The following is a 23060-nucleotide window of genomic DNA, read 5'->3' as shown; positions in this document are numbered from 1 at the left end:
ATCGGCCCAAAAATGGAAAAGTTTAGTTTTTAAACTGAGAATAAAATATCCCTTCATAAAATTCCTAAAAAATCCTCGTTATTAAATCCTCGTTATTAATGAGAGTAATTTTTATATTGCAAAATGTCATCGCGAGGGAAACAGTCGCTGTGGCAATCTCTTGGATTGCTTCGCCACTTCGTGGCTTGTAATGACTTAGTGGGGAGGGCTTGCAATAACAGCCCTAGGGTTGTCATATGTTTTGTGCTCCCATTAATATTACGATGAGAGGAGGTTATGAAAAGTTCAGGGACAGATAGGGTGGCTAAGAATAGCAAAAATTTTTGAAAAGTCTTCCTAAAAAGAGGTTGTCAGAAAAAACTTTTTTGACTAATTAACTAGACAAATGAAGGCCTTACTCGTAATAGACATGATAAATGACTTTTTGGACCCGAAAGGAGCTTTATTTTGCGGTGAAGAGGTAAGAAGTATCATAAAGCCGATTCAAGTAAAGCTTGAAGAATTTCGTTTGGCCAGAAGCCCTATTTTTTATCTTTGTGACCAGCACGCTCCAGATGACCCGGAATTTTTGGCCTTTCCGTCTCATGCCGTAGCTGGTTCCTGGGGAGCAGAAATAATTCCTGAGCTTAAACCAGAGCCAGGAGATAAAATAATCCCTAAAACACGGTTTAGTGGCTTTTTCAAAACCCCTCTTGAGGAGTTACTTCGTCAGGCTGGGGTAAAAACAGTTTGTCTAACTGGTGTTTGCACCAGCATTTGTGTGATGGATACGGCAGCGGACGCCTTTTTCCGTGATTTTGAAGTTGTTGTTTTTAAAGACTGTGTAGGTGATTTTGATAAAGAAATGCACGCCTTTGCCCTCAAACGAATGGAACGAATTTACAAAGCTAAAATCCTATGAATAATAAAATTCCTGCCCTTTTCACTGACCTTTACGAGCTTACCATGGCGGCGGTTTATTTTGAGCGAGAAATGTTTGCGCCGGCAACTTTTTCTTTTTTTGTTAGAAGCTATCCCAAAAACTGGCGATTTTTTATTTTTTCCGGACTCGAAGAAGTCCTTTCTGCTCTGGAAGCCTTTTCTTTCTCAGAGGATGACCTGGCTTATCTTGAAAGTTTAGGGCTCTTTAAACCAGTTTTTCTGGATTTTTTAAAAGATTTGCGGTTTACAGGTGACGTCTGGGCAATGCCAGAAGGCACTATTTTTTTTACTGAGGAACCAGTATTAGAAATAACTGCTCCTTTGCCTCAGGCCCAGCTTATTGAAACCTTTGTAATAAATTCTTTGTGTTTTAACTCGCTTATAGCCAGCAAGGCTGTAAGGAGTGTGCTGGCCGCTAACGGTTGTACGGTGGTTGATTTTTCAGCCAGACGCACTCACGGAATTGAAGCCGCCTTAAAGGTAGCCAGAAATTCTTTTCTGGTGGGCTTTTCCGCTACCAGCAATACCCTTGCCGGGAAGCTTTACCGAATACCAGTGACCGGGACTATGGCTCATTCTTTTATTGAAAGTTTTTCTTCTGAAGCAGAAGCCTTTAGTACCTTTGCCGAGGTTTTTCCAGAAAACACGGTCCTTTTGCTGGATACCTACGATACCCTAACCGCCACTAAAAAGGCCATAGCCCTGGCCAAAAAGCTTGAGGCCCAGGGAAAACGCCTTAAAGGGGTTCGGCTTGATAGCGGAGATATAGGCTACCTGGCTAAAGAGGTCAGGCGTCTTTTAGATGAGGCAGGGCTTCCCTACGTGAAAATCTTTGTAAGCGGCGGCCTGGATGAATACGAGATAGAAAGGCTCCTCAAAGAGGGTGCACCTATAGATGCCTTTGGAGTGGGGACTAAAGTGGGAGTCTCGGCAGATGCACCCTACCTTGATGCTGCTTATAAGCTGGCTTGTTACGACGGTCGTCCAGTAGTAAAGCTTTCTTCAGGGAAAAAGACTTTACCTGGAGAAAAACAGGTATTTCGCTTCAAAAAAGAAGGCCTTTTTCAGCAAGATCTGGTAGCTTTGCGGGAGGAAGCCTTTGGGGCCAGGCCTCTGTTAGAAAAAGTGATGGAAAAAGGCAAAAGGCTGAAACCAGAGCCGGCACTTGAAGAAATAAGAAATTATATTCAGGAAGCTCTTGAGTGTTTACCTGATAAGCTTAAGGCTGTTAAGCCTTCAGAAGCAGGGTTTTATCCGGTAGAAATGTCTTCTCAACTGGCTCGCCTGCAAAAGGCGGTAGAACAGGAAATACGGCGCAAAGAACTGATTTAACCGGGTAATTTTCCTCCGAGGAGGCAGAGCCTCCTCGGAGCTTAGTTTTAATAGGCTTCTTCGGTTTTAAGAAAGTCAGGTTTAATCTTTTCGCTGAAGAGCTTGTAAGTCCAGATTTGATAGGCAATTACCAGGGGTACAAAGACAAGAGCTACTACCGTCATAACCTTGAGGGTGAGTGGGCTTGAGGAAGAGTTATAAATAGTCAAGCTCCATTCAGGATTAAGGCTTGAAGGGATAAGGCGCGGAAAAAGGCCAGCTATGCCGAAGGCTACTGTAAAAACTATAGCCGCTGAAGAAGCAAACCAGGCATACCAGTAAGCAGCCCGAGAAAGAAAGGCTGGTATAGCAAAATAGGCCACTAAAGCCGCTGCAGGTATTACCAGTAACCACTTATACTTAAAGTAATTTGCCCAGATATCTGTTACTAAACCTGTTGCTATTAAAAAGACCAGGACCAGCACCATTTCTAGCACCCAGAAGCGTTCAGCAATTTTCTTAGCTCTTTTTTGTAAATCTCCGTTACTTTTAACGGCTAACCAGAGGGCTCCGTGTACGATAAACATTACTACAAAAAGAAGGCCGCCTAGCAGTCCGTATGGATTTAAAAGGGTAAGGGTATTGCCATGCATAATACCATTGGCATCAATGGGAAGACCTTTAAAGAAGTTGGCAAAGGCTACCCCAAATAGAAGGGAGGGCAAAAAACTGCCAAGCACCAGGCAAACGTCCCAAACTGTCCGCCAGAGAGGGCTTTCTTCTTTTCCTCTAAATTCAAAAGCTACCCCTCTGAAAATTAAGGCAAAAAGAATCAACAAAAGAGGGGTATAAAGAGCACTGAACATAACGGCGTAAGTAGTGGGAAAAGCGGCAAAGGTGGCGCCTCCAGCGGTAATAAGCCAGACTTCGTTACCATCCCAGACCGGCCCTACCGAATTGTACATAATGCGCCTTTCTGTGTCATTTTTGGCGGCAAAAGGGAGAAGCATACCTATGCCGAAATCAAAACCATCAAGCATAAAATAAACAGCCCAGAGAACTCCCCACAAAATAAACCAGATTATCTGAAAAATATTTTGTTCCATCTCTCCATCCCTCCTTTCTTATGTAGTTACTGGCTGCTCAGAAGTTAATTCAGTAGCACTTTCAGTTTCTTTGGGTTCAGGGCCTTTCCTGGCAAATTTGAAAAGCAGATAAAAGTCAACCAGCCCTAAAAAGGTATAAACAAGAATAAAAGCTACCAGAGAAATAGCCACCTGAACCGGTGCTACGGGAGAAACCGCTTCAGCGGTTTTCATTAGGCCGTAAACAATCCAGGGTTGACGTCCAACTTCAGCTACAATCCAGCCTAGCTCACAGGCCAGATAGGGCAAAGGAATTATCCAGGGAAGGAGGCGCAAAAGGGTTTTCTCTTTCTCTGGATTATTTCTTTTCAAAAAGGCCCAGAGACTCATTAGAACAAAAAGAAAACCAAGGCCTACCATTATTCTAAATGACCAGAAAGTTATGGCTACTGGAGGCCTTTCTTCTTTTGGCCATTCTTTAAGGCCTTTTACTTCGGCGTTGAAGTCATGGTAAGAGATAAAGCTCAAAAGCTTGGGAATTGGTAAAAATTCCACTTTATTGCGTTCATTTTCTTCATCAGGGATAACTAAAAGATAAAGAGGGGCACCTCTCTGGGTTTCCCACAGGGATTCCATGGCCGCTAGCTTGGTTGGCTGGGTGTGAGCCACATGGCTTCCGTGAATATCACCATTGATTACCAGAAAGACAGAAAAGGCAAAAGTCCAGATAGCCGCCACCCGAAAGCTCTTCTTGAAGAAGGTAACCTCATTTTTACGAATTAAGTGCCAGGCAGAAATTCCCAATACAAAGAATCCAGCTAAGACATAAGCAGCAGCTGTAGTGTGGAAAAATTCGAGCCAGCCAAAAGGATTGGTTATAACGGCCCAAAAGCTTTCCAGCTCAGCCCGGTTGTTACGCAGCACATAGCCTACCGGATTCTGCATCCAGCCGTTGGCCAGAAGAATCCACAGGGCAGAGATGTTTGAAGCGATAGCTACGAGCCAGATACAGAGGGCATGAAGCTTTGGTGACAGGCGATTCCAGCCGAAGTGCCAGACGGCAATAAAAGTAGATTCCAGAAAAAAAGCCAGAGTGGCCTCAATGGCCAGGAGAGAACCAAAAATATCCCCTACATACATGGAATAACGAGACCAGTTTGTACCAAATTGAAACTCAAGGGTAATACCTGTAACTACTCCCAGGGCAAAGTTAATCAGAAAAAGTTTCCCCCAAAACTTGGCTGCTCGCTTGTAGTCTTCGTCTCCTGTTTTAACGTAAAGTGTTTCATAAATGGCTGTAAGGAGAGAAAGACCTAAAGTTAGGGGAACAAAAAGAAAATGAAACAAAGTAGCCACGGCAAATTGTAGCCGTGAAAGCAAAACAACATCAAACATCTTCCCACCTCCTGAGTTATTTTTGTTTAAAGTTAAACTTTAATTTGGCCACGGGAATACCCTGTAACAATTTTCTTAAACCGTCGCGGGCAGCTTCCCATACCAGGTGAACTTTACAGCGGTTGCTCAGGCAACATGCTTCTGGGCGCCCTACACACACGTTTAAACAAATTTCTCCCTCAAGGGCTTCTACTACCTCTAGCAGGGTGAGCTCGCTGGGATCGCGACGGAGAAGGTATCCCCCTGAACGCCCTTGCTTAATTTCTATTATGCCTGCTTTGGCTAAATTTTGCGCTATTTTGGCCAGAAATTCGCTGGGTATTTCCATTTCGCGGGCAACTTCACTGCGTGGGACAATTTGTTCAGGTTTTTCGGCCAGATAAACCACCAAGCGTACGCCATAGTCTGTGGCCCGGCTGATACGCATCTTTCCTCCTTAAGCGGTCAATTTAGGTCCTAATTATCCTATTTATGTTTTTTTGGCAAGCCCCAATTTAATTTTGGATTTTGGGGACAGGCAAAATTTTTTAAGCCACTTGTCCACTTGAACATAATGTTTATTTTTTTAAACATGATGGAACAGAGGCTTATCTCTGAAAATGTGGTCCTTCTTGATCAAGTTTTTAGGGATTTAAAGCCGGCTTATTTTAAAGTCCGTTTCTGGACAGGAGAGGAATGGAATCCTCCTGGTCTAGAAGAACCTAAAGTTACTATTGTCATTAAGAATCCTGGTATTCTGGCACACTTGTTGGCTTTTCCCACGGATGTCCGATTCGGCGAAGCTTACATATACGATGACTTGGATTTTGAGGGTGACATTTACGCTGTGTTCCCGCTAGGTGAGTATTTGCGAAAAATTTATCCTCGCTTTTTGACCAGCCCTACGTTTTGGCGAAAAGTTTTTAAGCTTAGGATGTCAGCCCGTCGAGCCAGACGTCTTGAAGGCCGTGGGGCGGCTAAACTTAAAGGAAAAGTTCACTCCATAGAAAGAGATAAGCAGGCCATTTCCTATCACTATGATCTACCTCCTGAATTTTACGCCTGCTACCTTGACCCCATGATGGTTTATTCCTGTGCATATTTCAGGAGCTATGAAGACGATTTGGCTACTGCGCAGAAAAACAAGATGGAGCTAATTTGTCGCAAATTGCGTTTAAGGCCAGGAGAGCGAGTGCTTGACATAGGTTGTGGCTGGGGAGGTTTTGTTATCTATGCGGCCAAGAAATATAGGGTCAAAATTCTTGGTATTACCCTTAGTGAAAATCAGGCAAAATTTGCCCAGGAGTGGATAAAAAGAGAAGGTCTTGAGGACTTGGCTGAAGTTCGCCTTTTAGACTATCGCCAGGTTGATGAAAAAGAACCTTTTGACAAGCTGGTAAGCATTGGCATGTTTGAACACGTAGGGAGCTCCAAACTCTGGACTTATTTCCGCAAGGCCTGGAAGCTTTTAAAACCTGGAGGCCTATTTCTTAATCACGGAATCGCCGCTGACTGGAGCTGGCGCATAAAAAGATGGTCTTTCACTGATCGCTATGTCTTTCCTGATGGTGAGCTTGTGCCCATTTATAAAACGCTCACCATAGCTGAAAAGATAGGCTTTGAAATAAGAGATGTTGAGTCTTTAAGGGAACATTATGTTCTTACTTTGCGTAACTGGGTAAAGAACCTTGAAAACAATTATGATAAAGTACGCCAGATTGTAGATGAACCCACTTACCGGGTGTGGCGGCTTTATATGGCAGGTTCTGCTTACGCCTTTTCCATTAATGAACAAAGCGTTTTTCAGACACTACTTGTTAAAAACCGTGAACGAGGCGAAAATGACCTGCCTCTAACCAGAGAAGACATTTACTTGAACTGGGATATCCTTAAGTAAGAAGGACTTTTTCAAGCCGGGTCAAAAAATTTTTAAAGGCCTTTTCCTTGCTAATTTTTTCTATTTGTTCCTGAACAAATTTATGAAAGCTTCTTTTGGTTTGAGGCTTAAACCCCAGTAAACTTCTGACGTAAGAAAGAAAGGCGTGTCGAAAATCGTCATCATAAAAGACTCCATGAAGGTAGGCGCCAAAAACATTCCTTTCAAATAAGTGTGATATTTCTTCTCCTTCTAAAAAACTTCGCCCGTATCTAATTTCAAATCCTCTCAGTTTCCCCTGGAAAAAGGGCCAGTTCAAAATTATTTCTCTGGAACTGGCAATTTTAGGACGGTAAAAATGCGTTTCATGGGGCAAAAGCGCAAGGCCTGCTACCTGGCCATAGTTTTCTATCCCTTCATCGCTTATCTTTTGACCAAGGATTTGAAAGCCACCACAGAGCCCCAAAATTATCTTTTGGTGAGAAAGTGATTTTATGGCCTCAAAAAGATCTTTTTCCTTAAGGAAGTTAAGACTTGCCATGGTGTTTTTACTGCCTGGAAGAATAATCACGTGGGCCTTTGAAAGTTCTTTTGGGTCAGCCGTCAAAACCACTTCTACATCTGGTTCTATTTTTAAGGGGTCAAAATCAAGATAATTGGAAATATGAGGATAATAAATCACGGCTATTTTAATTTTTTTAGGTTCAGAGCTGAATTTTTCGTGAGGAGGCCCTAAAGAGGCGCTATCTTCTTCAAATAGCCCCGAAGGCAAAAAAGGCAAAAGCCCGAGGCAGGGCTTTTGGGTTTTTTCTTCAAGGATTTTAAGCCCTTCTGCAAAAAGCTCTGGTGCTCCGCGAAACTTATTAATTACAAAACCAACTGAAAGCGCCTTGAGTTCTGGCACCAGTTCGTAAGTTCCCCATATCTGGGCAAAGATGCCACCGCGGTCAATATCTCCTACCAGCAGAAAAGGGATTTGGTAGCGGAAAACTATTTCATAATTCACGAAATCGTTTTTAAGGAGATTGAGTTCAGCCAGCGAGCCAGCTCCTTCAATTATTACCAGGTCATTTTCTTCTAAAACTTCTTCAAATACGGCAAAAACCTGTTTTTTGTAACGGGCCTTGAATTTTTGGAATTCTCCCGAAGGTAAAATGCCCTGCGTTTTCCCCAGAAAAATAATTTCAGAGGTCATGTTCCCTAAAGGTTTTAAGAGAAGGGGGTTCATCTTTACACTGGGCTTACGGCCAGCCGCCCAGGCCTGAAAGACCTGGGCATAAGCCATTTCGCCTTCAGCAGTAGCAAAGGCGTTAAGCGACATGTTCTGGGCCTTAAAAGGTGAGACTTTAAAGCCCTTTTTAGCAAAATGGTGGGAAATGATGGCGGTGAGCAAACTTTTGCCCACCGATGACATTGTTCCCAGGACGGCTAAGGCCTTGGCCGCCATTAAAGCTATTTAGGCTCTGGAGGATTAAGTGGGCCGGCTATGTAAGCCTTAACTACTTTTACTTTAACATTGGGGGCAATTTCAAGGTGAACAAGGTCATGATCAACTTTCTCTACCCGGCCTACAAGCCCACCAGAAGTAAAAACCTGGTCTCCCCGTTTAAGGTTTTCAAGAAACTTCTGGTGTTCTTTGGCCCTTTTCTGCTGTGGTCTGATTAATAAGAAATAAAAAATCACAAAAATTAAAATTAGGGGAATGAAGCCAATTAAAGGATTCCCTGCTCCCTGTTGCGGATTACCTGCCATGGCAAAAGCTAATCCTAACATTCACTTTCCTCCTTTCTTTCGTAGTAATGTTTTTTAAATTCTTCAAACCGCCCTTTTCTTATAGCATCTCTTATCCCTTCCATAAAGCATAAATAAAAGTGGAGATTGTGGATGGTGTTTAACCGATAAACCAATAGCTCCCCAGCCATAAACAAATGTCTTAAATAAGCGCGCGAATAATTACGGCAGGTATAGCACTGACATTCAGGGTCTATGGGTCGTTCATCGTCTTTGTAGCGAGACTGTTTAAGGCTGATTTTTCCGAAAGAGGTAAAGAGAGTGCCGCGTCTGGCATTTCGGGTAGGTAAAACGCAATCAAACATATCTACACCGCGAGATACCGCCTCAAGGATGTCTTGTGGAGTCCCTACACCCATAAGATAACGGGGTTTTTCTTCAGGAAGTTCTGAAAGGGAGGCTTCTAACATTTCAATCATAAGGTCATGGGGCTCTCCCACGCTTAGCCCACCAATGGCGTGGCCGTGGAAGTCAAAGTTTGCAATAACTCTGGCTGAATACCGGCGTAAGTCCTCAAACATACCACCCTGGGTTATACCAAAAACTAGAGATTCCCGATGATTTTTTTGCCAGGCCAGAAGAGACCTCTTTTCCCAGCGATGGGTAAGTTCAGTAAGCCTTTTGGCCTCATCGTAAGAGCAGGGATAAGGGATACAGGTATCAAGAACCATACGAATGTCAGAGTCAAGGCCGGCCTGTATTTCCATGGAAAGCTCTGGGGTAAGTAGGTACTCCTGGCCATCAAGATGAGATTGAAATCTTGCACCTTCTTCTTCAATCTTGCAAAGTTTGGCCAGGCTGAAGACCTGGTAGCCCCCACTATCAGTAAGGATACTGCGGGGCCAGTTCATAAAGCGATGAAGGCCTCCGTGGCGGGCTATTAATTCGTGCCCGGGGCGCAAAAAGAGATGATAGGTATTGGCGAGAATAATGCGTGCGCCAAGGCCACTTACTTCTTCAGGCGTAAGGGTCTTGACACTTGCCTGTGTGCCTACCGGCATAAAAACCGGGGTTTCAATAACCCCTCGTCTGGTAAAGAGAAAGCCTGTGCGAGCCCCGGTTTGCGGGCATTTTTTTTCTATCTGGAAAATACTTGCCATTAGAGCACTTTCAAACGATTACTTAGTTTAAAACCCGAAAACTTTGTTTCCAGAGGAAGACCTCGGCCTTGAATGAGTACCCAGTGGCTCATACCAAGCCCTTGTGGCAATAAGAGCATTTTGAGGGCTTCAATATCCCTGGTATCAGTGCGGCCAATTTCAGCCAGAAGCTTTTCCACTCCCAAAGCCACCAGAAAAGAGGCCTGTGAGGTAAAGCCGTAAGTATAAAAGCCCAATTTTTCGCCTATTTCTTTAAGGGCAGTAAAGTCAACATGGGCAGTAAGATCGCATTTGCCCGGGAAAAGATAGGGATTTTCAAAGATGCGATGTTCCTGAAAACATAGAAGGGTGCCGCTGGTTCGTTCTTCATGATAATAATCTTTTCGGCCGTAACCGTAATCAAAAGTGATGACGGCTCCTTGAATCAGCTTTTGCGATAGCCCTTTTAAAAAGGCCTCATAGGCTAGACAAACTTCGGTACGATAGCCTTCTTTCCAGGAAGATACAAAAAGATGCACCCTTTCAAGGATTTCCGGCCTGGATAACTCTGCCAGTAGTTCTTTTACTCCGTCTTTAAAGCTAACATAGACCTCTCGTAGCTCGCCTTCTACTTTTTGCACCAGGTGTACTGGAAAAGAATCAAAAAGTTCATTGGAAATAAAGACCCCTTTGAAAGAAGGGACCTCCTTCCAGGAAGGGAACCAGCTCACCTGGTCAAAATATTTTTCAAGTATTTCTTCCTGGCGCAGACGATTAGCGGAAAAGGGTTCAAGGATGTAGTAAGGGAAAGAAACCCCTTTCTTTTCAAGGTAATCCAGTATATCAAGCGCCAGATAGCCTTCCCCTGCTCCAGCTTCACAGATAACAAACTCTTCAGGCCTTCCCATTAGCTCCCATACTTCAAGGATTTGCCTGGCTACGGTGGCGCCAAAAACCGGGTGAATAGAAGGGGCGGTAATGTAGTCTCCTTTTTTACCAATCTTAGGGGCGCGCGCGTAATAACCGTAATCCGGGTGATAAAGGGCCAGTTCCATGTAATGGGCAAAAGTCATGGGGGATTCTTCAGCTAAAATCTCAGCAAAATCACGGGAAACACTTACCTTCATTTCAACGTCTGGTGGCCTCTTTGAGTTCTTTTACAAAGCGGCCAACTATTTCTGGAAGTTTGCTTTTTTCTCCTTCATGTTCAGCTATAAGTTTGACGATAGCACTTCCTACCACTATGGCGTCAGCGTGAGGAGAAAGGGCCTTTACCTGTTCGGGTTTGGAGATACCAAACCCCACGGCTACAGGCACGGGGCTTACTTCTCTTGCCAGATCAAGCTTTAAGGCGAGTTCTTCTGGAAGGGCCTCTTTAGTGCCGGTAATGCCTGTTATAGAAACATAGTAGAGAAATCCTGTTGAAGACCTAGCAATCCTTTCAAGCCTTTCTGAAGGGGTGGTGGGGGCAGCTAAAAGGATACTGGCAAGCCTGTGTTTGCGGGCTATTTTTAGCCAGGGTTTAGCCTCTTCTAAAGGAAGGTCAGGGATAATTGCTCCGTCAAGGCCGCTCTGATGGCTATTCTGGGCAAAGGCTTCAAGGCCGTAGCGGAAAAAGGGATTCAAGTAACCCATAATTACTACTGGAACTTTAAAGCCTTCCTGGCGTAGCCGGGCTATTAAATCCAAGAACTGGTCAATGGTTGGCTGGTGGCGCAAGGCCCTTTGGGCTGCTTCCTGAATAATGGGACCATCAGCCAGAGGGTCAGAGAAGGGAAAGCCTAATTCTATAACATCGGCACCGGCTTCAGCCAGAGCCCAGAGAAGATCCTCGGTGGCGGCAAAATCCGGGTCCCCCCCTTCAATGAAGGGGATAAGAGCGGCCTCACCACGTTTATTGGCTTCACGAATAGCTTTTTCTACTGCCTGTGCGCCTCTAGTCATCACTTTTCCTCCGCAGGTATTCACGCACTGCTGCCACGTCTTTATCTCCCCGGCCAGAAAGATTGACCACAACGATAGTCCCTTTGGGGAGTTTTTCGGCAATATTTGCCAGATAAGCTACAGCATGGGCACTTTCAAGGGCAGGGATAATGCCTTCGGTTTCAGAAAGCAGTTTGAATCCAGAAAGGGCTTCCTTGTCATCAACAGCTACATATTCAGCCCGGCCTGTTTCTTTAAAAAAGGCATGCTCAGGCCCAACCCCAGGATAATCAAGCCCTGGAGCTACGGAATGGGCTCCTTTTATCTGACCAACTTTATCTTGCAGGAGATAGGTCATCATGCCGTGGAGTACTCCTGGCTCGCCTACTGTGAGGGTGGCAGAATGTTCGTCAGTATCAAGGCCAGCCCCTGCGGCCTCAACCCCTATCATTTTTACCATTTGATCTTCCACAAAGGGGTAAAAGAAACCCATGGCGTTTGAACCACCACCAACACAGGCGATGAGCACATCGGGAAGACGTCCTTCAGCGGTAAGAATTTGCTTTCTGGTTTCTTTACCGATTACGCTCTGGAAGTCTCTCACCATCATTGGATAAGGGTGTGGCCCTACCACTGAGCCTATTACGTAATAGGTAGTTTCCACGTTGGTTACCCAGTCTCTTATAGCTTCGTTTATGGCGTCTTTTAAGGTTTGGGTGCCAGAATAAACGGGAACAACCTTTGCTCCAAGGAGTTCCATGCGGAAAACATTCATTTCCTGACGAACAGTGTCTTTAGCACCCATATAAACGATGCATTCAAGGCCAAGGAGAGCGGCAGCTGTGGCGGTGGCCACACCGTGCTGGCCAGCTCCAGTTTCAGCAATAATGCGCTTTTTCCCCATTTTTTGGGCAAGAAGGACTTGGCCAATGGTATTGTTTATTTTATGCGCACCAGTGTGGGTTAAGTCTTCGCGCTTGAGATAAATTTTCAAATGGCCGCCAAGTTTTTTTGATAACTGACGGGCTGGATAAAGGGGAGTAGGCCTTCCTACATAGGTTTTAAAGTAAAAATCAAGTTCCTTTTTAAAGACCTTATCTCGCTTGTAATGGCGGTAGGCCTCTTCCAGCTCAAATAGGGCTGGCATTAGAGTCTCAGGAACGTATCGCCCACCAAAGGGCCCAAAATGTCCAAACTTGTCTGGAAGTGGCACCTCGGCCTCCTTTTTTGCCTCAAAAATACTTTTTGGCTAGACATTAGTCAAATGAAAACTCAAAAGGGGACAGGCAAACTTTTAAGTCCTGCCAAAATCCTGCCGATAATAGGGACAGGCAAAATTTTTAAAGGAGTTTTTGGCATGCCACGTATCCCTCGTTTCTTTATGGATGACCCGAGAGCCGCGTATCACATTATTTCTCGTACTGCCTTACCTGGCCACGACGTCCTAGGTCCGGAAGAAAAGGACTACTTGTTACACCTTATCCAATGGCTCTCTCAGGTCTATTTCGTGGAAGTTTACGGCTTCTGCATCATGGGCAATCACTTCCACCTACTCTGTCGCATACTACCTGAAGACCAGTTCTCTGACGAAGAAGTGAAACGCCGCATCAGGCTCTATTACGGAAGGAAACGCAAGATTTACTTCTACGAAGAGCTAATCAAAAAGTGGCGGGCAAGGCTCGGGAATCTTTCTCGCTATGTGCAAGATATAAAACAGCGGTTTTCCCGTTGGTATAACAGGCGGGTTGACCGCAGAGGCTATTTCTGGGCTGATAGGTTCAAGTCCGTAATCGTGGAGACAGGCGAGGCGCTCCTTAATTGCCTGGCCTACATAGAACTAAACCCAGTGCGGGCAGGGATAGTGGGTAAGCCAGAGGACTATCGCTGGTGCTCGCTGGGATATCGGTCAAGAAGAGGGACAGGCAAAGATTTCCTTTCGCTCAATCTAGAACTTACCAGCTGGGAGAACAAGACAGAAAAAGAGAGGTTTGAGTTGTTGCGGGAGTTTGTATACGGGAAGGGTGGGCTTGGAGAGCCTGAGAAAGGGACAGGCAAATTTTTCAGGCATAGAGTTAAATATTTTACCGAGAGCCTGGCTATAGGAAGCCGAGGTTTTGTGGACAAAACAGCCGCCAAATTAAGAAAATTTTTAGGAATAAAAAGAGAGAGAAAAGGCAAAAACATAAAAGGAGTGGCATATAAGGATATAGTCTTTCTTTGAATTAATACTAATATACTGATCTCTGGAAAACTCATAACTATTAATAGGCGCCACAAAACAGATGACAATTTTGATTTGTCCTTGCGGGCCAGAAGTGGCGAAGAAAGTTTTGCAAAGGTCTCTACAATTATTTTTCTTATCTTCTCTCTCGGCGTTTTAGACGCTGGGCCTTCTTCCAGGCAGGATCTTTTTTGCGGCCTTTAGTTATTTTGCGATACGGAAGGACTTCTTCTGGGGGTTTCCGTTCTTCTGAGAAAAGCTCTACTTCAAAAGAGATTTCAGGTGTTTTCTCTTTTTTGGGAGGAGGTAAATAGCGTTTCTTAAAAGACTCATCTACTTTTGGGCCACTTAAGGCTTCGGCAGGAATCCAGCTGGTCAAGAATAATTTTTCAATAAAGCGCTCAAAAATAGCACCAAGGGCCGCAGCCCTTCTGGTATCCACTTTGATAACCAGGGCCCCTTTTCTCTTGGCCATTTTTCTTGCTAGCTCTTCATCAGGGGTTAAAACGATGGCTTCTGAGGCAAGGCCTTCTTCAGAAACTTTTATCCAGGCCCTGGGTTTTACCGGTACGTATAAAATTCCTGGAAGGTCTTCACTGAACTCTTTCAAGTAAATTTCTTCGGCTGCCAGTTCTGGCTTAACCCTAACTACTTGGGATTCTTCTTTGTATTCAAAACGTTCGGGTTTGAAGACTAGAAAAAAGTCTTTAAGCTTTTTCAGGCGGACATTTTTAAAGCCTTCCACTTCAATTAGAGCCCGGTGCAAATCTTTTAAACGCACAAAACCTTCTTCTGGAACAAGGCCAAACTCATCAGGGCGGCGCCCCAAAATGTAAAAAAGCATTTTTTCAAGTTTTTTTCTCTCTTTATCTGTCATTTTGGCCTTGACATTTAACTTATATTTACCATTTTGCAATTAAGATAAGAATTTGAAAAGATCTTACCTTAGAATATTTACAAATTAATTCTAAATCGTTAAAATATTAATTAGTTTTTATACTTAAATTTTAAACTTGCCGATATTTAAAAAAGGTGTTAAATATTAAAGGCTTAATCTTAAAACTATGCCTAAGGGGCAGGTGAGAATTTTATGAAAAAGAAAACAAAAGTTCAAAACCTTGAAGAAAAACTTTTGGAGGCTGGTAAAGACGGAGCTATTACTTACGAAGCTCTGAATGACCTCCTTCCTGAAGAATTTGGTGATCCCAAAAAAATTGAAGAAATTTTCGATTTCCTCTACAAGAATAACATAGAAGTTCTGGATGAAAAGGAACTTTTTGAAAAAGACCACCCTGAATGGCCAGAGCGTTCTCCTGAGAAAAAGATTGAAGAAGTAGTTACTCAAGAGGAAGAAGAACCCGTAGCGGCTTCTGAGTCCGAAGAGGTAACTTCTGCCTATCTGCGCGAAATGGGTAAATACGAACTCCTCACTCCTGAAAGGGAAGAAGAGCTTTCTAAGATAATCCGTGGGGGCTTCCAGTTCATAGTGAATTCTATAATGGAGCATCCTTCCGAGCTTCGTGAAATGGAAGAATTGCGTGAACAAATAAGACTCTGGAAAAAGCGGGATCCTGGTCTTAAGCCCAAAAAGAGTCACTTAAACATAATGGTTCGCACCGTTGAAGAAATTCACAAGAAATATCCTGAAGATGCATCTATTGCAGAGCTTTATAGAGCTATTGAAGAAAGGGCAAAAGAGGTTGAAAAGGCCAAAGACGAGATGGTCAAGGCCAACCTGCGCTTGGTAGTTTCTATAGCCAAGCGTTATATGGGCCAGGGGCTTTCGCTGGCAGACCTTATTCAGGAAGGTAATTTGGGCTTAATGCGCGCAGTCTTCCGTTTTGACTACAGCAAGGGTAACAAGTTTAGCACTTATGCCTCCTGGTGGATTAGGCAGGCTATTACCAGGGCTATACTTGATAAAACTCGTACCATTCGTCTCCCTGTACATTTCCTTGAGTTGCGTAGCCAGTTCTTCAAAGCCTTTTATGAATTGGTAAAAGAGCTCGGGCGTGAACCTACTCCAGCAGAAATTTCTGAACGCACAGGTATCCCTCAGGAAAAGATTCTGGCTATTTTTGAAGCTTCTAAAGAACCTGTTTCTCTGGAGCTGCCTATTGGTGACGAAGATAGCACGCTTGGAGATTTTATTGAAAACAAAGAAAGCCCATCGCCTTTTGAACAGGTGAAAGATAGGGATCTTTCCGAAAAGGTTCGTAACCTGCTATCTACTCTTTCTCCGCGAGAGGAAAAGATTATCCGTTTACGTTTTGGAATCGGTGAAGAAAGTGAGTACACCCTTGAAGAAATTGGGAAGCGGTTCGGGGTTTCTCGTGAACGAATAAGGCAGATTGAAAAGAAAGCCTTATCAAGGCTCCGTCAGATGACAAAAAAAGATCACTTTAAATATTATTCAGACTAAGGCTTGAAAGGGGCGGAACGCCCCTTTCTTTTTTGAGGAAAATGATTTCTGTTTACCGGCCAGAGAGAAAAACTAAACGTCGTCGCAAGGTTTTGTCTAACGCGCAAAAGAGAAAAAGGCCTCCGCAGAAGGCCTTTTTCGGAAACTTCTTTTCTTTAAAGGTTCTAGCGTTTATTTTTTTGTTGTTAGTTCTAATAGGAAGTTCTTTTTATTTTTATTTAGACCGCCAAACTTCTAGTCTATCTGCCAAAAAAGAAAATCTCCTCTTGACGAAAGCTCGCCTTTCCGCCAAGATTTCTCGCCTAAAGAGTGACCCTCAGGTCTACGAAGAAATTGCACGAAGACACTATGGCCTGGTAAAAGATGGTGAGCGTTTAATTATTTTTAAGTAGGAGGAGATTATGTCTATTTCTACCTCGGATTTTCGTCGTGGTTTAAAAATTGAATGGGATGGTAAGCCTTTTGAAATTTTAGAGTTTCAGCATTCAAAGGTGGCCAAAGGCCAGGCCACGGTGCGCACTAAACTGCGTGATTTAATTACTGGGCGCGTTTTAGAAGCTAATTTTCGCTCAGGCGAGAAGTTTGAACGGCCAGACCTGGAAGAAAAAGAGATGCAGTATCTTTACGCTGAGGGAGACCGGTACGTCTTTATGGACCTGGAAGATTATGACCAGGTCTATCTTGATAAAGAACAGCTAGGAGATGCCTGGAAGTATCTACAAGAGAATATCAACGTCAAAGTTCTTTATTATAAGGGCAAACCAATTGGTATAGACCTGCCTATCACCGTGGTTTTGAAAGTAGTGGAGACGGAACCAGGAGTTAGAGGGGATACTGTTTCTGGAGGTTCAAAGCCTGCCAAGCTTGAAACAGGAGCCGTGATAAAAGTTCCTCTGTTTATTAACGAAGGTGACCTTATAAAAGTGGACACTCGCACTGGAGCCTATGTGGAGAGGGCAGAATAATGCTTACACTTAAAAAGCTCAAGGAATTTAAAGAATATTTGGAAAGCGGAGCCTTTATAGAAGACCTTGAAGCCAGGCCACCAGATGGCCAGGCTGAGATGCTGGATATGATTGAACTTCTCTTTGAAATTTGTGAGCTGGCAGACGAAAAACTTACTGAACATTTTTATCGTCGTTTACGAGGGGAAGTGTAATGCCCTTTTATATTCGGGCGCGCACTTATTTTAAATATGCAGAAGAGCAGATGTCTTTAGCTGAAAAAGAAAAAGACCCTGAAAAAATATTAAAATTTACCTTAGAGGCAGCTGAAAGAGCCGTCCGTGCTCTCTGGGCTATAGTCCAGGTAGAAGCCCCTAAAGAGAAGCCGCCCCTTGAGAAAATACTTGCTGAAATAGATAAGGCCTGTGAACCTGATCTGGCAGAAGAAATCAAGAATCACGTAAGGCGCATAAAAGAGCTGGCTCAGAACCCTTCTGTTGAGGCTGCCAAAGAGGCCTTAATTTTAAGCAGGCAAGTAGTACGTCGCACAAGAGAAGTGCTTGAGCCAATTATTGGGCCGGCCAAAAGGGTTGACCAGCACCGCCGTTTTTATTTTTAATGGCCTTAGCTTAAGCGAACTAATAGCTGGGTTATGGAGAGGGTGGGTTGCTTCGCCGCTTCGTGGTTCGCAATGACTTGTCCTTTGTCACTGCGAGAGCTGGAGGCGATGAAAACAGTTATGTAAGGCGAATTTTTGTTATCTAATCCCTTAAAGAAAATTTGCCAAAAAGGCCGCTTGAGTTTAATCTTTTAAAAAAGCTAGAGAGGTGATTTTTTATGGGTGGTCGTTCAAGGAAATCGGCGCTACGCCAGAAGTTAGCTAAATATTATCGCGAAAGGGAAAACCCGCTGGCGCTCGGTTTTCTTCAGGAAGAGATTATCAAGCTTAACCGTGAACGCATGGAAATGCTAAATGAAAACATGGTTCTCCTGCAAGAGCGTCAGCAAAATATTCCTAAAGAAGGTGAAGAGGGGGAAAATGTCTCGCGGCTGGTAATTCGCAAGTTTGCTAGCGAACCTGACAAAAAGTTTATAAACCGCGCCTTTTACGAGGCACTATACCCTATCACCCTTGAGTACCAGTGTATCCCTCTACACGCTATTTTTATTTGGTATCTCCAGGCCTTAGAGATGGTTTATGGGGAAAAAGGAAATCAGGCTCATTTTAATCGAGTACAAAAATGGATAAGGCGCTGGCTTACCAATTTGACTGAAGAAGACAACATGAAGCTAAAGAGCGAGATTGTTACCTGGATTCTTAATAAATTTGCCTAAAAGAGAAGGCGCCCAAGCGCCTTCTCTTATTCCGTTCCTCTTACAAAGAATTTCTTTTTCCTGGCCCTTTCAAAAACTTTTATAGCGCAGTATTCCCCGCACATAGTGCAGGCTTTTCCTTTTGAGACTCCACCTTCCTGGCGATAGCGCCTGGCTTTTTCTGGGTCTATAGAAAGCTTGATTTGTTCTTCCCAATCAAGCCGTGCTCTGGCTTTGGCCATGGCCACGTCTTTTTCAAAAGCTCCAGGAACTCTTTTCACTATGTCCGCAGCATGTCCGGCAATACGGGCAGCAATTACTCCTTCCCGGACGTCTTCAATGGTAGGGAGCCTTAAGTGCTCGGCTGGGGTAACATAGCAGAGAAAATCTGCTCCCGCTGCCGCAGCTATGGCTCCCCCGATGGCACAGCCAATGTGGTCATAACCAGGGGCTATATCCGTAACAAGAGGGCCTAACACATAAAACGGTGCCCCGTGGCAGAGGCATTTTTCCAGCTTTACGTTTGCTTCTACCTGATCAAGGGGCACGTGCCCCGGGCCTTCAATCATTACCTGCACTCCGGCATCCCAGGCTCGCAGGGTAAGTTCTCCAAGAATTATGAGCTCCTGAATTTGAGGGCCATCAGTGGCATCTGCCAGGCACCCTGGCCTAATTCCGTCTCCCAGAGAAAGGGTTATATCGTATTCTTTGGCAATGGCGAGAAGGTCGTCAAAGTTTTCGTAAAAAGGGTTTTCTTTGTCGTTATAAACCATCCACTCCACCAGAAAAGAACCTCCTCGTGAAACAACACCCAAAATCCGCTGAGAATAATTGAATCGTTCAAGCACAGTTTGAGTAACACCGCAGTGTATGGTCATAAAGTCAACGCCGTCCTGGGCTTGTTTTTCAATTACTTTGAACATGTGGTCAACAGACATTTCCACAATGGGCTTTTTCTTTTCAACGGTTTCAACCGCCACTTGATAGATGGGCACCGTGCCCAGGGGAACAGGGCAGTTTTCCCTGATTTTTTTACGAATTTCGTCAAGGGGACCACCGGTAGAAAGGTCCATAATGGCGTCAGCTCCAGCAGAAAGAGCCGCGTTTAGTTTTTCAAGCTCTGGTTCTACCTCAGGAAAATCTTTAGAAGTCCCAATATTGGCATTTACCTTGGTTCGTAGCCCAGCTCCAATAGCACAGGGGCGGGAGAGCTTAAAGTTTTTATTGGCAGGAATGACCACTTTGCCTTCAGCTACTAGTTTGCAAAGCCTTTCTGGCTCAATTCCTTCAGCCAGCGCGCAAAGCTCTATCTCTTTAGTGATGATTCCTTTTTGTGCCTGTTCTTTTATGGTCATATCAAACCTCGCGAAAAAGAAATTAAATAAAATTTACTCTGAAGGTGATAGTTGAACAATACGTTAGGCGGCTTTAGGTTGGTGCCATCCTGAAATTTCCCACATTACTATTTCACCAGAAGAAATGGTGATTAAATCCTGGTTGGCTTCTATTAGGAGATTTCCCTCAGGGGTAAGACCTACGGCCTGGCCGGTGATGACTTCTTCCCCTCGTTTTAAGACCACGCGACTTCCCAACACCACATCTCTTTTTAACCAGGCTTTTTCAATGGCTGAAAAGCCCTTTTCTTTAAGTTTTTCGTATATTTTTTCCAGTTCTACGAGAATAGCCTTTAAAAGGCGAGGGCGGCTTAAAACAAGGCCTGTCTCTAAAAAAATAGAAGTGGCCTTTTCTCTTATTTCCGGCGGTAAGTCTTCTTTTTTAAAGCTTACGTTTAGGCCTATCCCTATGATTAACCCTGATGGTATTTTTTCCAGTAAAATACCGCCAATCTTTTTTTGCCTGAGTAAAATATCATTTGGCCATTTTAGCTGCACAGGTATGTTGAGCAACTGGTCAAGGCCCTGGGCCACTCCTATAGCCGTAGCCAGGCTATAAAGGGTAACTGGTTGTGCCAGAGGTTCTTTGAGCAAGATTGAAAAATAAAGCCCAGCTCCCCTAGGAGAATACCAGGATCGGGAAAGCCTCCCTCTGCCCTTTGTTTGCCTATCCGCCCAGACCACCAGGCCAGAAGGCTCTGACAGTGCTCTTTTTTTAATTTCATCCTGAGTAGAAGAAAGTTCTTTAAAAAAAAGGAGTTTTTTCCCTAACCATTTTGTAGGCAAGTTTTGCGAAAAAGATGGTATCTTATGCCTATTAATGCCGCTCAAGGACTACCTCGTCCTTTCCTGATATCTCTTTAAGGCGGACGGTAACATGCTCGTCAGGCAAGGTAGAAATAGTAAAACCAGTATAAGTGGGTTCAATGGGAAGTTCCCGGTGCCCCCGGTCAACCAAAACAGCTAGTTCTACTTTACGTGGACGGCCAAAATCAACCAGGGCATCAAGGGCAGCGCGAATAGTGCGTCCGGTGTAAATAACGTCATCAACCAAGACTACGACTTTGTCGTCTATAGGGAAAGGTATCTGAGTTTGGCGCACAAGGGGTTGAGATGAGGCACGGCTCCAGTCATCGCGATAAAGGGTAATATCAAGCACTCCCACTGGGGGCTCAATCCCTTCAATTTGCTTGATTTTTTGCTTCAGGCGTTCCGCTAAAGGTACTCCTCCAGTGCGGATACCCACCAGGACTAAGTCTTTGCAACCATGATTGCGCTCAAGGATTTGATGGGCAATTCTGGTAAGAGCGCGGTCTATTTCTTTTTCTCCCATAAGAAAACGTTCTGTCATATTTTTTTTGTACTATTTTTACTTTTCTTGTTCAAGTTTGGCTGCCTTATTTTTGGCAAAAAGGGCAAAAGGTGGTGCCGCGGCTGGCTATGTGGGCATAAAGTAAAGGCTTTTGACATTGAGGGCAGGGTTGACCACGCTTGCCGTAAACCAGATGTTTTTTTTGAAACTGTCCCGCTTTGCCGTGGCCATCAACGTAATTTCTAACTGAAGAACCGCCTAGTTTTATGGCGTCCTGTAGGGTTTCTTTTATGGTGAGCAAAAGCCTTTGAGCTTCAGTTAGAGAGAGAGAATTAGCTGGCCTTGCCGGGTGAATGCCAGCTCTAAAAAGACACTCATCAACGTAAATGTTTCCCAAGCCAGCCAATTTTTTCTGGTCAAGAAGAAAGGCTTTTATTTTCTGAGGACTTTTGTTCAAAATTTTAAAAAAGGAATCTGCATCTAATTCAAAAGGTTCAGGTCCTAGTTTTTTTAAAGAAGGGTGTTCGTTTATATTTTTTTTTGGCCAGAGCATAAGACGCCCAAATTGTCTTAAATCAGCATAAAATAGGCGACCTTTTGAAAGCAAGAATTCAACATGAGTATAGGGTGGAGGAGATAAATCATTTTTTATAAAAATAAGCTGACCAGTAAGCTTAAAATGGACCATAATAACCCATTTCTCTAAGAAAATTAGGAGAAATTTTCCCCGTCGTTTTAATCTTTTAATGGTTTGATTTTTTATTTTTTTCGCAAAATCTGCCGGTGATATCAGTTTAGGCAGGTTTACCTGGCAATCTATTATAGTTTTACCCGTAATAAGGGGTTCAAGGCTATTTTTAATAGTCTCCACTTCGGGGAGTTCTGGCATAGAGTTCTTCTGTAATCTTTTGTCGGTAAATTTCAAGCACAGAGATAGAGAGAGCTACGAGAATAGGGCCTAAAAAGACCCCCAGAAAACCAAAAAATTTAAGCCCGCCAAGAATGCTAAAAAATATAAAGAGATTATGTATTTCTGTGCGCCCTCCGATGAAGTAAGGCCTTATAAGGTTGTCTATCTGGCTTATTATAACGGAGCCGTAAATAGCAAGAATTATGGCCTTAACAAAGGCTCCTGATATAGCGAGATAAATGGCCACCGAGGCCCAGACCATAGCTGTGCCTAAAAGAGGAATAAAAGAGGCAAAAGCCGTTAATAATCCAAGCAAGAAGGCGGAATCAATCCTCAGGATAAGATAAATCAAAAGGGCCAGGCAACCCTGGGCTGCTGCCGTCAAAATAGAACCATAAAGTGTGGCCTCTATAACCTGTTGAACTTTTTGTATTATACGGTTGGCTTCTTCTGGAGGAACAGGCAAAAGTTTTTTTATGCTATCTACAAAATAGTCTCCATCCCGGAATAGATAAAAAAGAGTGAAAATCATGAAAACTATTTGCAAAATAATGTTGATGGTATTGCGAAAAATATCAGTTCCTCTGGAAAGTAAAAATTGGCCCACCGAAGAAGCTACCGTTAGTAAAGTCTGTTGAATTTCTTGTTCATATATAGCTATTCTTTCAAAGAGAGTTTTGGTGAGTGCATATAGCCTGGGATACTTTTCTGGGTCTGGCATAAAAGTCAGGGTAAACCTGCCTTCTTCTATATGGGTTTTAATGGTGGTGACAATGTCAATGGCCTGGGAAGTAAGGCTGGCAAAGGCAAAAATAATAGGTACACAAATAAAAACTATAAACAAAATACAAAGAAGCAAAGAGGCAAGTCCTCTTCGGCCTCCTAGTTTGCGCCGCAAAAAACGATTAATAGGATGCAAAAAAAGGGCAATCACCGCTGCCCAGGCAATAGGTTGAAAAAATGGAAGATAAAGGCGCAAAGTCAAAAAAATGACAGTGGCTGCTAACAGAAAGCCTATTATGGGTGCTATAAAATTGCGCTGCATAAGTTTTAAAATAGATTTTAATTAGTGACTAAGCAATTTTACCAACAGTTCTGTAAAAAGGACAGAAATGTATGGACAAATTTTTAGTTCAGCTCAAGTTTAGCCGATAAAAGGGACAGGCAAACTTTTTAAGGCAAG

The 23060-nt window shown here is 43.7% G+C and carries 25 protein-coding genes; 10 read left to right on the top strand and 15 right to left on the bottom strand.

Features of this window, described 5'->3' with window-relative positions; all coding sequences use genetic code 11:
• The first annotated feature begins 385 nt into the window (after positions 1 to 385).
• Entirely contained in the window at positions 386 to 901 is a 516-nt protein-coding gene (locus TH606_RS03445) for a cysteine hydrolase family protein (protein ID WP_068541307.1), read from the top strand.
• Positions 898 to 2253, top strand: coding sequence for a nicotinate phosphoribosyltransferase (locus TH606_RS03440; protein ID WP_068541306.1), 1356 nt, complete (start codon positions 898 to 900; stop codon positions 2251 to 2253). Before TH606_RS03445 ends, TH606_RS03440 begins: the two co-directional genes overlap by 4 nt.
• A gap of 47 nt (positions 2254 to 2300) precedes the next feature.
• Here TH606_RS03440 and cydB read toward each other — a convergent pair whose 3' ends face one another.
• The 3 genes from cydB to TH606_RS03425 are packed head-to-tail and all read right to left on the bottom strand — an operon-like array spanning position 2301 to position 5139.
• On the bottom strand, positions 2301 to 3338 hold the full coding sequence (cydB, locus tag TH606_RS03435; protein WP_068541305.1) for a cytochrome d ubiquinol oxidase subunit II: 1038 nt from the start codon (positions 3336 to 3338) through the stop codon (positions 2301 to 2303).
• Between the two features lie 18 nt (positions 3339 to 3356).
• Entirely contained in the window at positions 3357 to 4712 is a 1356-nt protein-coding gene (locus tag TH606_RS03430) for a cytochrome ubiquinol oxidase subunit I (RefSeq protein ID WP_068541304.1), read from the bottom strand.
• Between the two features lie 16 nt (positions 4713 to 4728).
• The gene (locus TH606_RS03425; RefSeq protein WP_068541303.1) at positions 4729 to 5139 is read right to left on the bottom strand and encodes an RrF2 family transcriptional regulator; all 411 of its coding nucleotides are present in this window, start codon (positions 5137 to 5139) and stop codon (positions 4729 to 4731) included.
• 126 nt (positions 5140 to 5265) lie between these two features.
• Between TH606_RS03425 and TH606_RS03420 the strand changes: the two genes are divergently transcribed.
• On the top strand, positions 5266 to 6588 hold the full coding sequence (locus tag TH606_RS03420; RefSeq protein WP_231887730.1) for an SAM-dependent methyltransferase: 1323 nt from the start codon (positions 5266 to 5268) through the stop codon (positions 6586 to 6588).
• On the opposite strand, the gene TH606_RS03415 is transcribed toward TH606_RS03420, so the two are convergent.
• The 6 genes from TH606_RS03415 to trpB are packed head-to-tail and all read right to left on the bottom strand — an operon-like array spanning position 6581 to position 12573.
• On the bottom strand, positions 6581 to 8014 hold the full coding sequence (locus TH606_RS03415; RefSeq protein ID WP_068541302.1) for a cobyric acid synthase: 1434 nt from the start codon (positions 8012 to 8014) through the stop codon (positions 6581 to 6583). The genes TH606_RS03420 and TH606_RS03415 overlap by 8 nt on opposite strands.
• Before the next feature lie 5 nt (positions 8015 to 8019).
• Positions 8020 to 8340 (bottom strand): preprotein translocase subunit YajC, encoded by a 321-nt coding sequence (gene yajC, locus TH606_RS03410; RefSeq protein WP_013907444.1) that lies wholly within the window; start codon positions 8338 to 8340, stop codon positions 8020 to 8022.
• The gene (tgt, locus tag TH606_RS03405; protein WP_068541301.1) at positions 8334 to 9458 is read right to left on the bottom strand and encodes a tRNA guanosine(34) transglycosylase Tgt; all 1125 of its coding nucleotides are present in this window, start codon (positions 9456 to 9458) and stop codon (positions 8334 to 8336) included. Before tgt ends, yajC begins: the two co-directional genes overlap by 7 nt.
• The gene (locus tag TH606_RS03400; protein WP_068541300.1) at positions 9458 to 10564 is read right to left on the bottom strand and encodes a class I SAM-dependent methyltransferase; all 1107 of its coding nucleotides are present in this window, start codon (positions 10562 to 10564) and stop codon (positions 9458 to 9460) included. The genes tgt and TH606_RS03400 overlap by 1 nt, the downstream gene beginning before the upstream one ends.
• A gap of 1 nt (position 10565) precedes the next feature.
• Positions 10566 to 11381 (bottom strand): tryptophan synthase subunit alpha, encoded by an 816-nt coding sequence (gene trpA / locus TH606_RS03395; RefSeq protein ID WP_068541299.1) that lies wholly within the window; start codon positions 11379 to 11381, stop codon positions 10566 to 10568.
• On the bottom strand, positions 11374 to 12573 hold the full coding sequence (gene trpB / locus TH606_RS03390; RefSeq protein ID WP_082863490.1) for a tryptophan synthase subunit beta: 1200 nt from the start codon (positions 12571 to 12573) through the stop codon (positions 11374 to 11376). The genes trpA and trpB overlap by 8 nt, the downstream gene beginning before the upstream one ends.
• 144 nt (positions 12574 to 12717) lie before the next feature.
• Here trpB and TH606_RS03385 point away from each other — a divergent pair, with 144 nt between their 5' ends.
• Complete coding sequence (locus tag TH606_RS03385) at positions 12718 to 13581, top strand: transposase (protein WP_082863489.1); 864 nt, start codon at positions 12718 to 12720, stop codon at positions 13579 to 13581.
• 136 nt (positions 13582 to 13717) lie between these two features.
• Here the strand turns inward: TH606_RS03385 and TH606_RS03380 are convergent, their stop codons facing one another.
• Positions 13718 to 14458 (bottom strand): RNA 2'-phosphotransferase family protein, encoded by a 741-nt coding sequence (locus tag TH606_RS03380; protein ID WP_068541296.1) that lies wholly within the window; start codon positions 14456 to 14458, stop codon positions 13718 to 13720.
• Positions 14459 to 14671: 213 nt separating this feature from the next.
• Here TH606_RS03380 and TH606_RS03375 point away from each other — a divergent pair, with 213 nt between their 5' ends.
• The 6 genes from TH606_RS03375 to TH606_RS03350 all read left to right on the top strand — a co-directional run bounded on the left by TH606_RS03375 (position 14672) and on the right by TH606_RS03350 (position 18282).
• Positions 14672 to 16003: a sigma-70 family RNA polymerase sigma factor gene (locus TH606_RS03375; protein WP_068541295.1), complete on the top strand. Its 1332-nt coding sequence runs from the start codon at positions 14672 to 14674 to the stop codon at positions 16001 to 16003.
• 41 nt (positions 16004 to 16044) lie between these two features.
• Entirely contained in the window at positions 16045 to 16395 is a 351-nt protein-coding gene (locus tag TH606_RS03370; RefSeq protein WP_068541294.1) for an FtsB family cell division protein, read from the top strand.
• Between the two features lie 9 nt (positions 16396 to 16404).
• Positions 16405 to 16968, top strand: coding sequence for an elongation factor P (efp, locus tag TH606_RS03365; RefSeq protein WP_068541293.1), 564 nt, complete (start codon positions 16405 to 16407; stop codon positions 16966 to 16968).
• Positions 16968 to 17162: a hypothetical protein gene (locus tag TH606_RS03360; RefSeq protein ID WP_013907435.1), complete on the top strand. Its 195-nt coding sequence runs from the start codon at positions 16968 to 16970 to the stop codon at positions 17160 to 17162. The genes efp and TH606_RS03360 overlap by 1 nt, the downstream gene beginning before the upstream one ends.
• Positions 17162 to 17566 (top strand): hypothetical protein, encoded by a 405-nt coding sequence (locus tag TH606_RS03355; RefSeq protein WP_068541292.1) that lies wholly within the window; start codon positions 17162 to 17164, stop codon positions 17564 to 17566. The genes TH606_RS03360 and TH606_RS03355 overlap by 1 nt, the downstream gene beginning before the upstream one ends.
• A gap of 218 nt (positions 17567 to 17784) precedes the next feature.
• A complete protein-coding gene (locus TH606_RS03350) occupies positions 17785 to 18282 on the top strand; it encodes a hypothetical protein (RefSeq protein ID WP_068541291.1) in 498 nt (165 codons plus the stop codon).
• Between the two features lie 26 nt (positions 18283 to 18308).
• Here TH606_RS03350 and thiC read toward each other — a convergent pair whose 3' ends face one another.
• The 5 genes from thiC to TH606_RS03325 form a co-directional block, all read right to left on the bottom strand.
• Complete coding sequence (thiC, locus tag TH606_RS03345; RefSeq protein ID WP_068541290.1) at positions 18309 to 19616, bottom strand: phosphomethylpyrimidine synthase ThiC; 1308 nt, start codon at positions 19614 to 19616, stop codon at positions 18309 to 18311.
• Between the two features lie 63 nt (positions 19617 to 19679).
• On the bottom strand, positions 19680 to 20486 hold the full coding sequence (locus TH606_RS03340) for a biotin--[acetyl-CoA-carboxylase] ligase (protein WP_068541289.1): 807 nt from the start codon (positions 20484 to 20486) through the stop codon (positions 19680 to 19682).
• Positions 20473 to 21006, bottom strand: coding sequence for a bifunctional pyr operon transcriptional regulator/uracil phosphoribosyltransferase PyrR (gene pyrR / locus TH606_RS03335; protein ID WP_068541288.1), 534 nt, complete (start codon positions 21004 to 21006; stop codon positions 20473 to 20475). The genes TH606_RS03340 and pyrR overlap by 14 nt, the downstream gene beginning before the upstream one ends.
• A gap of 46 nt (positions 21007 to 21052) precedes the next feature.
• Complete coding sequence (mutM, locus tag TH606_RS03330) at positions 21053 to 21856, bottom strand: DNA-formamidopyrimidine glycosylase (protein WP_068541287.1); 804 nt, start codon at positions 21854 to 21856, stop codon at positions 21053 to 21055.
• Positions 21825 to 22922 (bottom strand): AI-2E family transporter, encoded by a 1098-nt coding sequence (locus tag TH606_RS03325; protein ID WP_068541286.1) that lies wholly within the window; start codon positions 22920 to 22922, stop codon positions 21825 to 21827. Before TH606_RS03325 ends, mutM begins: the two co-directional genes overlap by 32 nt.
• Between the last annotated feature and the right edge of the window lie 138 nt (positions 22923 to 23060).

Source organism: Thermodesulfatator autotrophicus, assembly GCF_001642325.1.
Taxonomy (GTDB): Bacteria; Desulfobacterota; Thermodesulfobacteria; order Thermodesulfobacteriales; family Thermodesulfatatoraceae; genus Thermodesulfatator; species Thermodesulfatator autotrophicus.
Note: the sequence above shows the minus strand (reverse complement) of the source record. Positions and strands in the feature narration are given on the sequence as shown.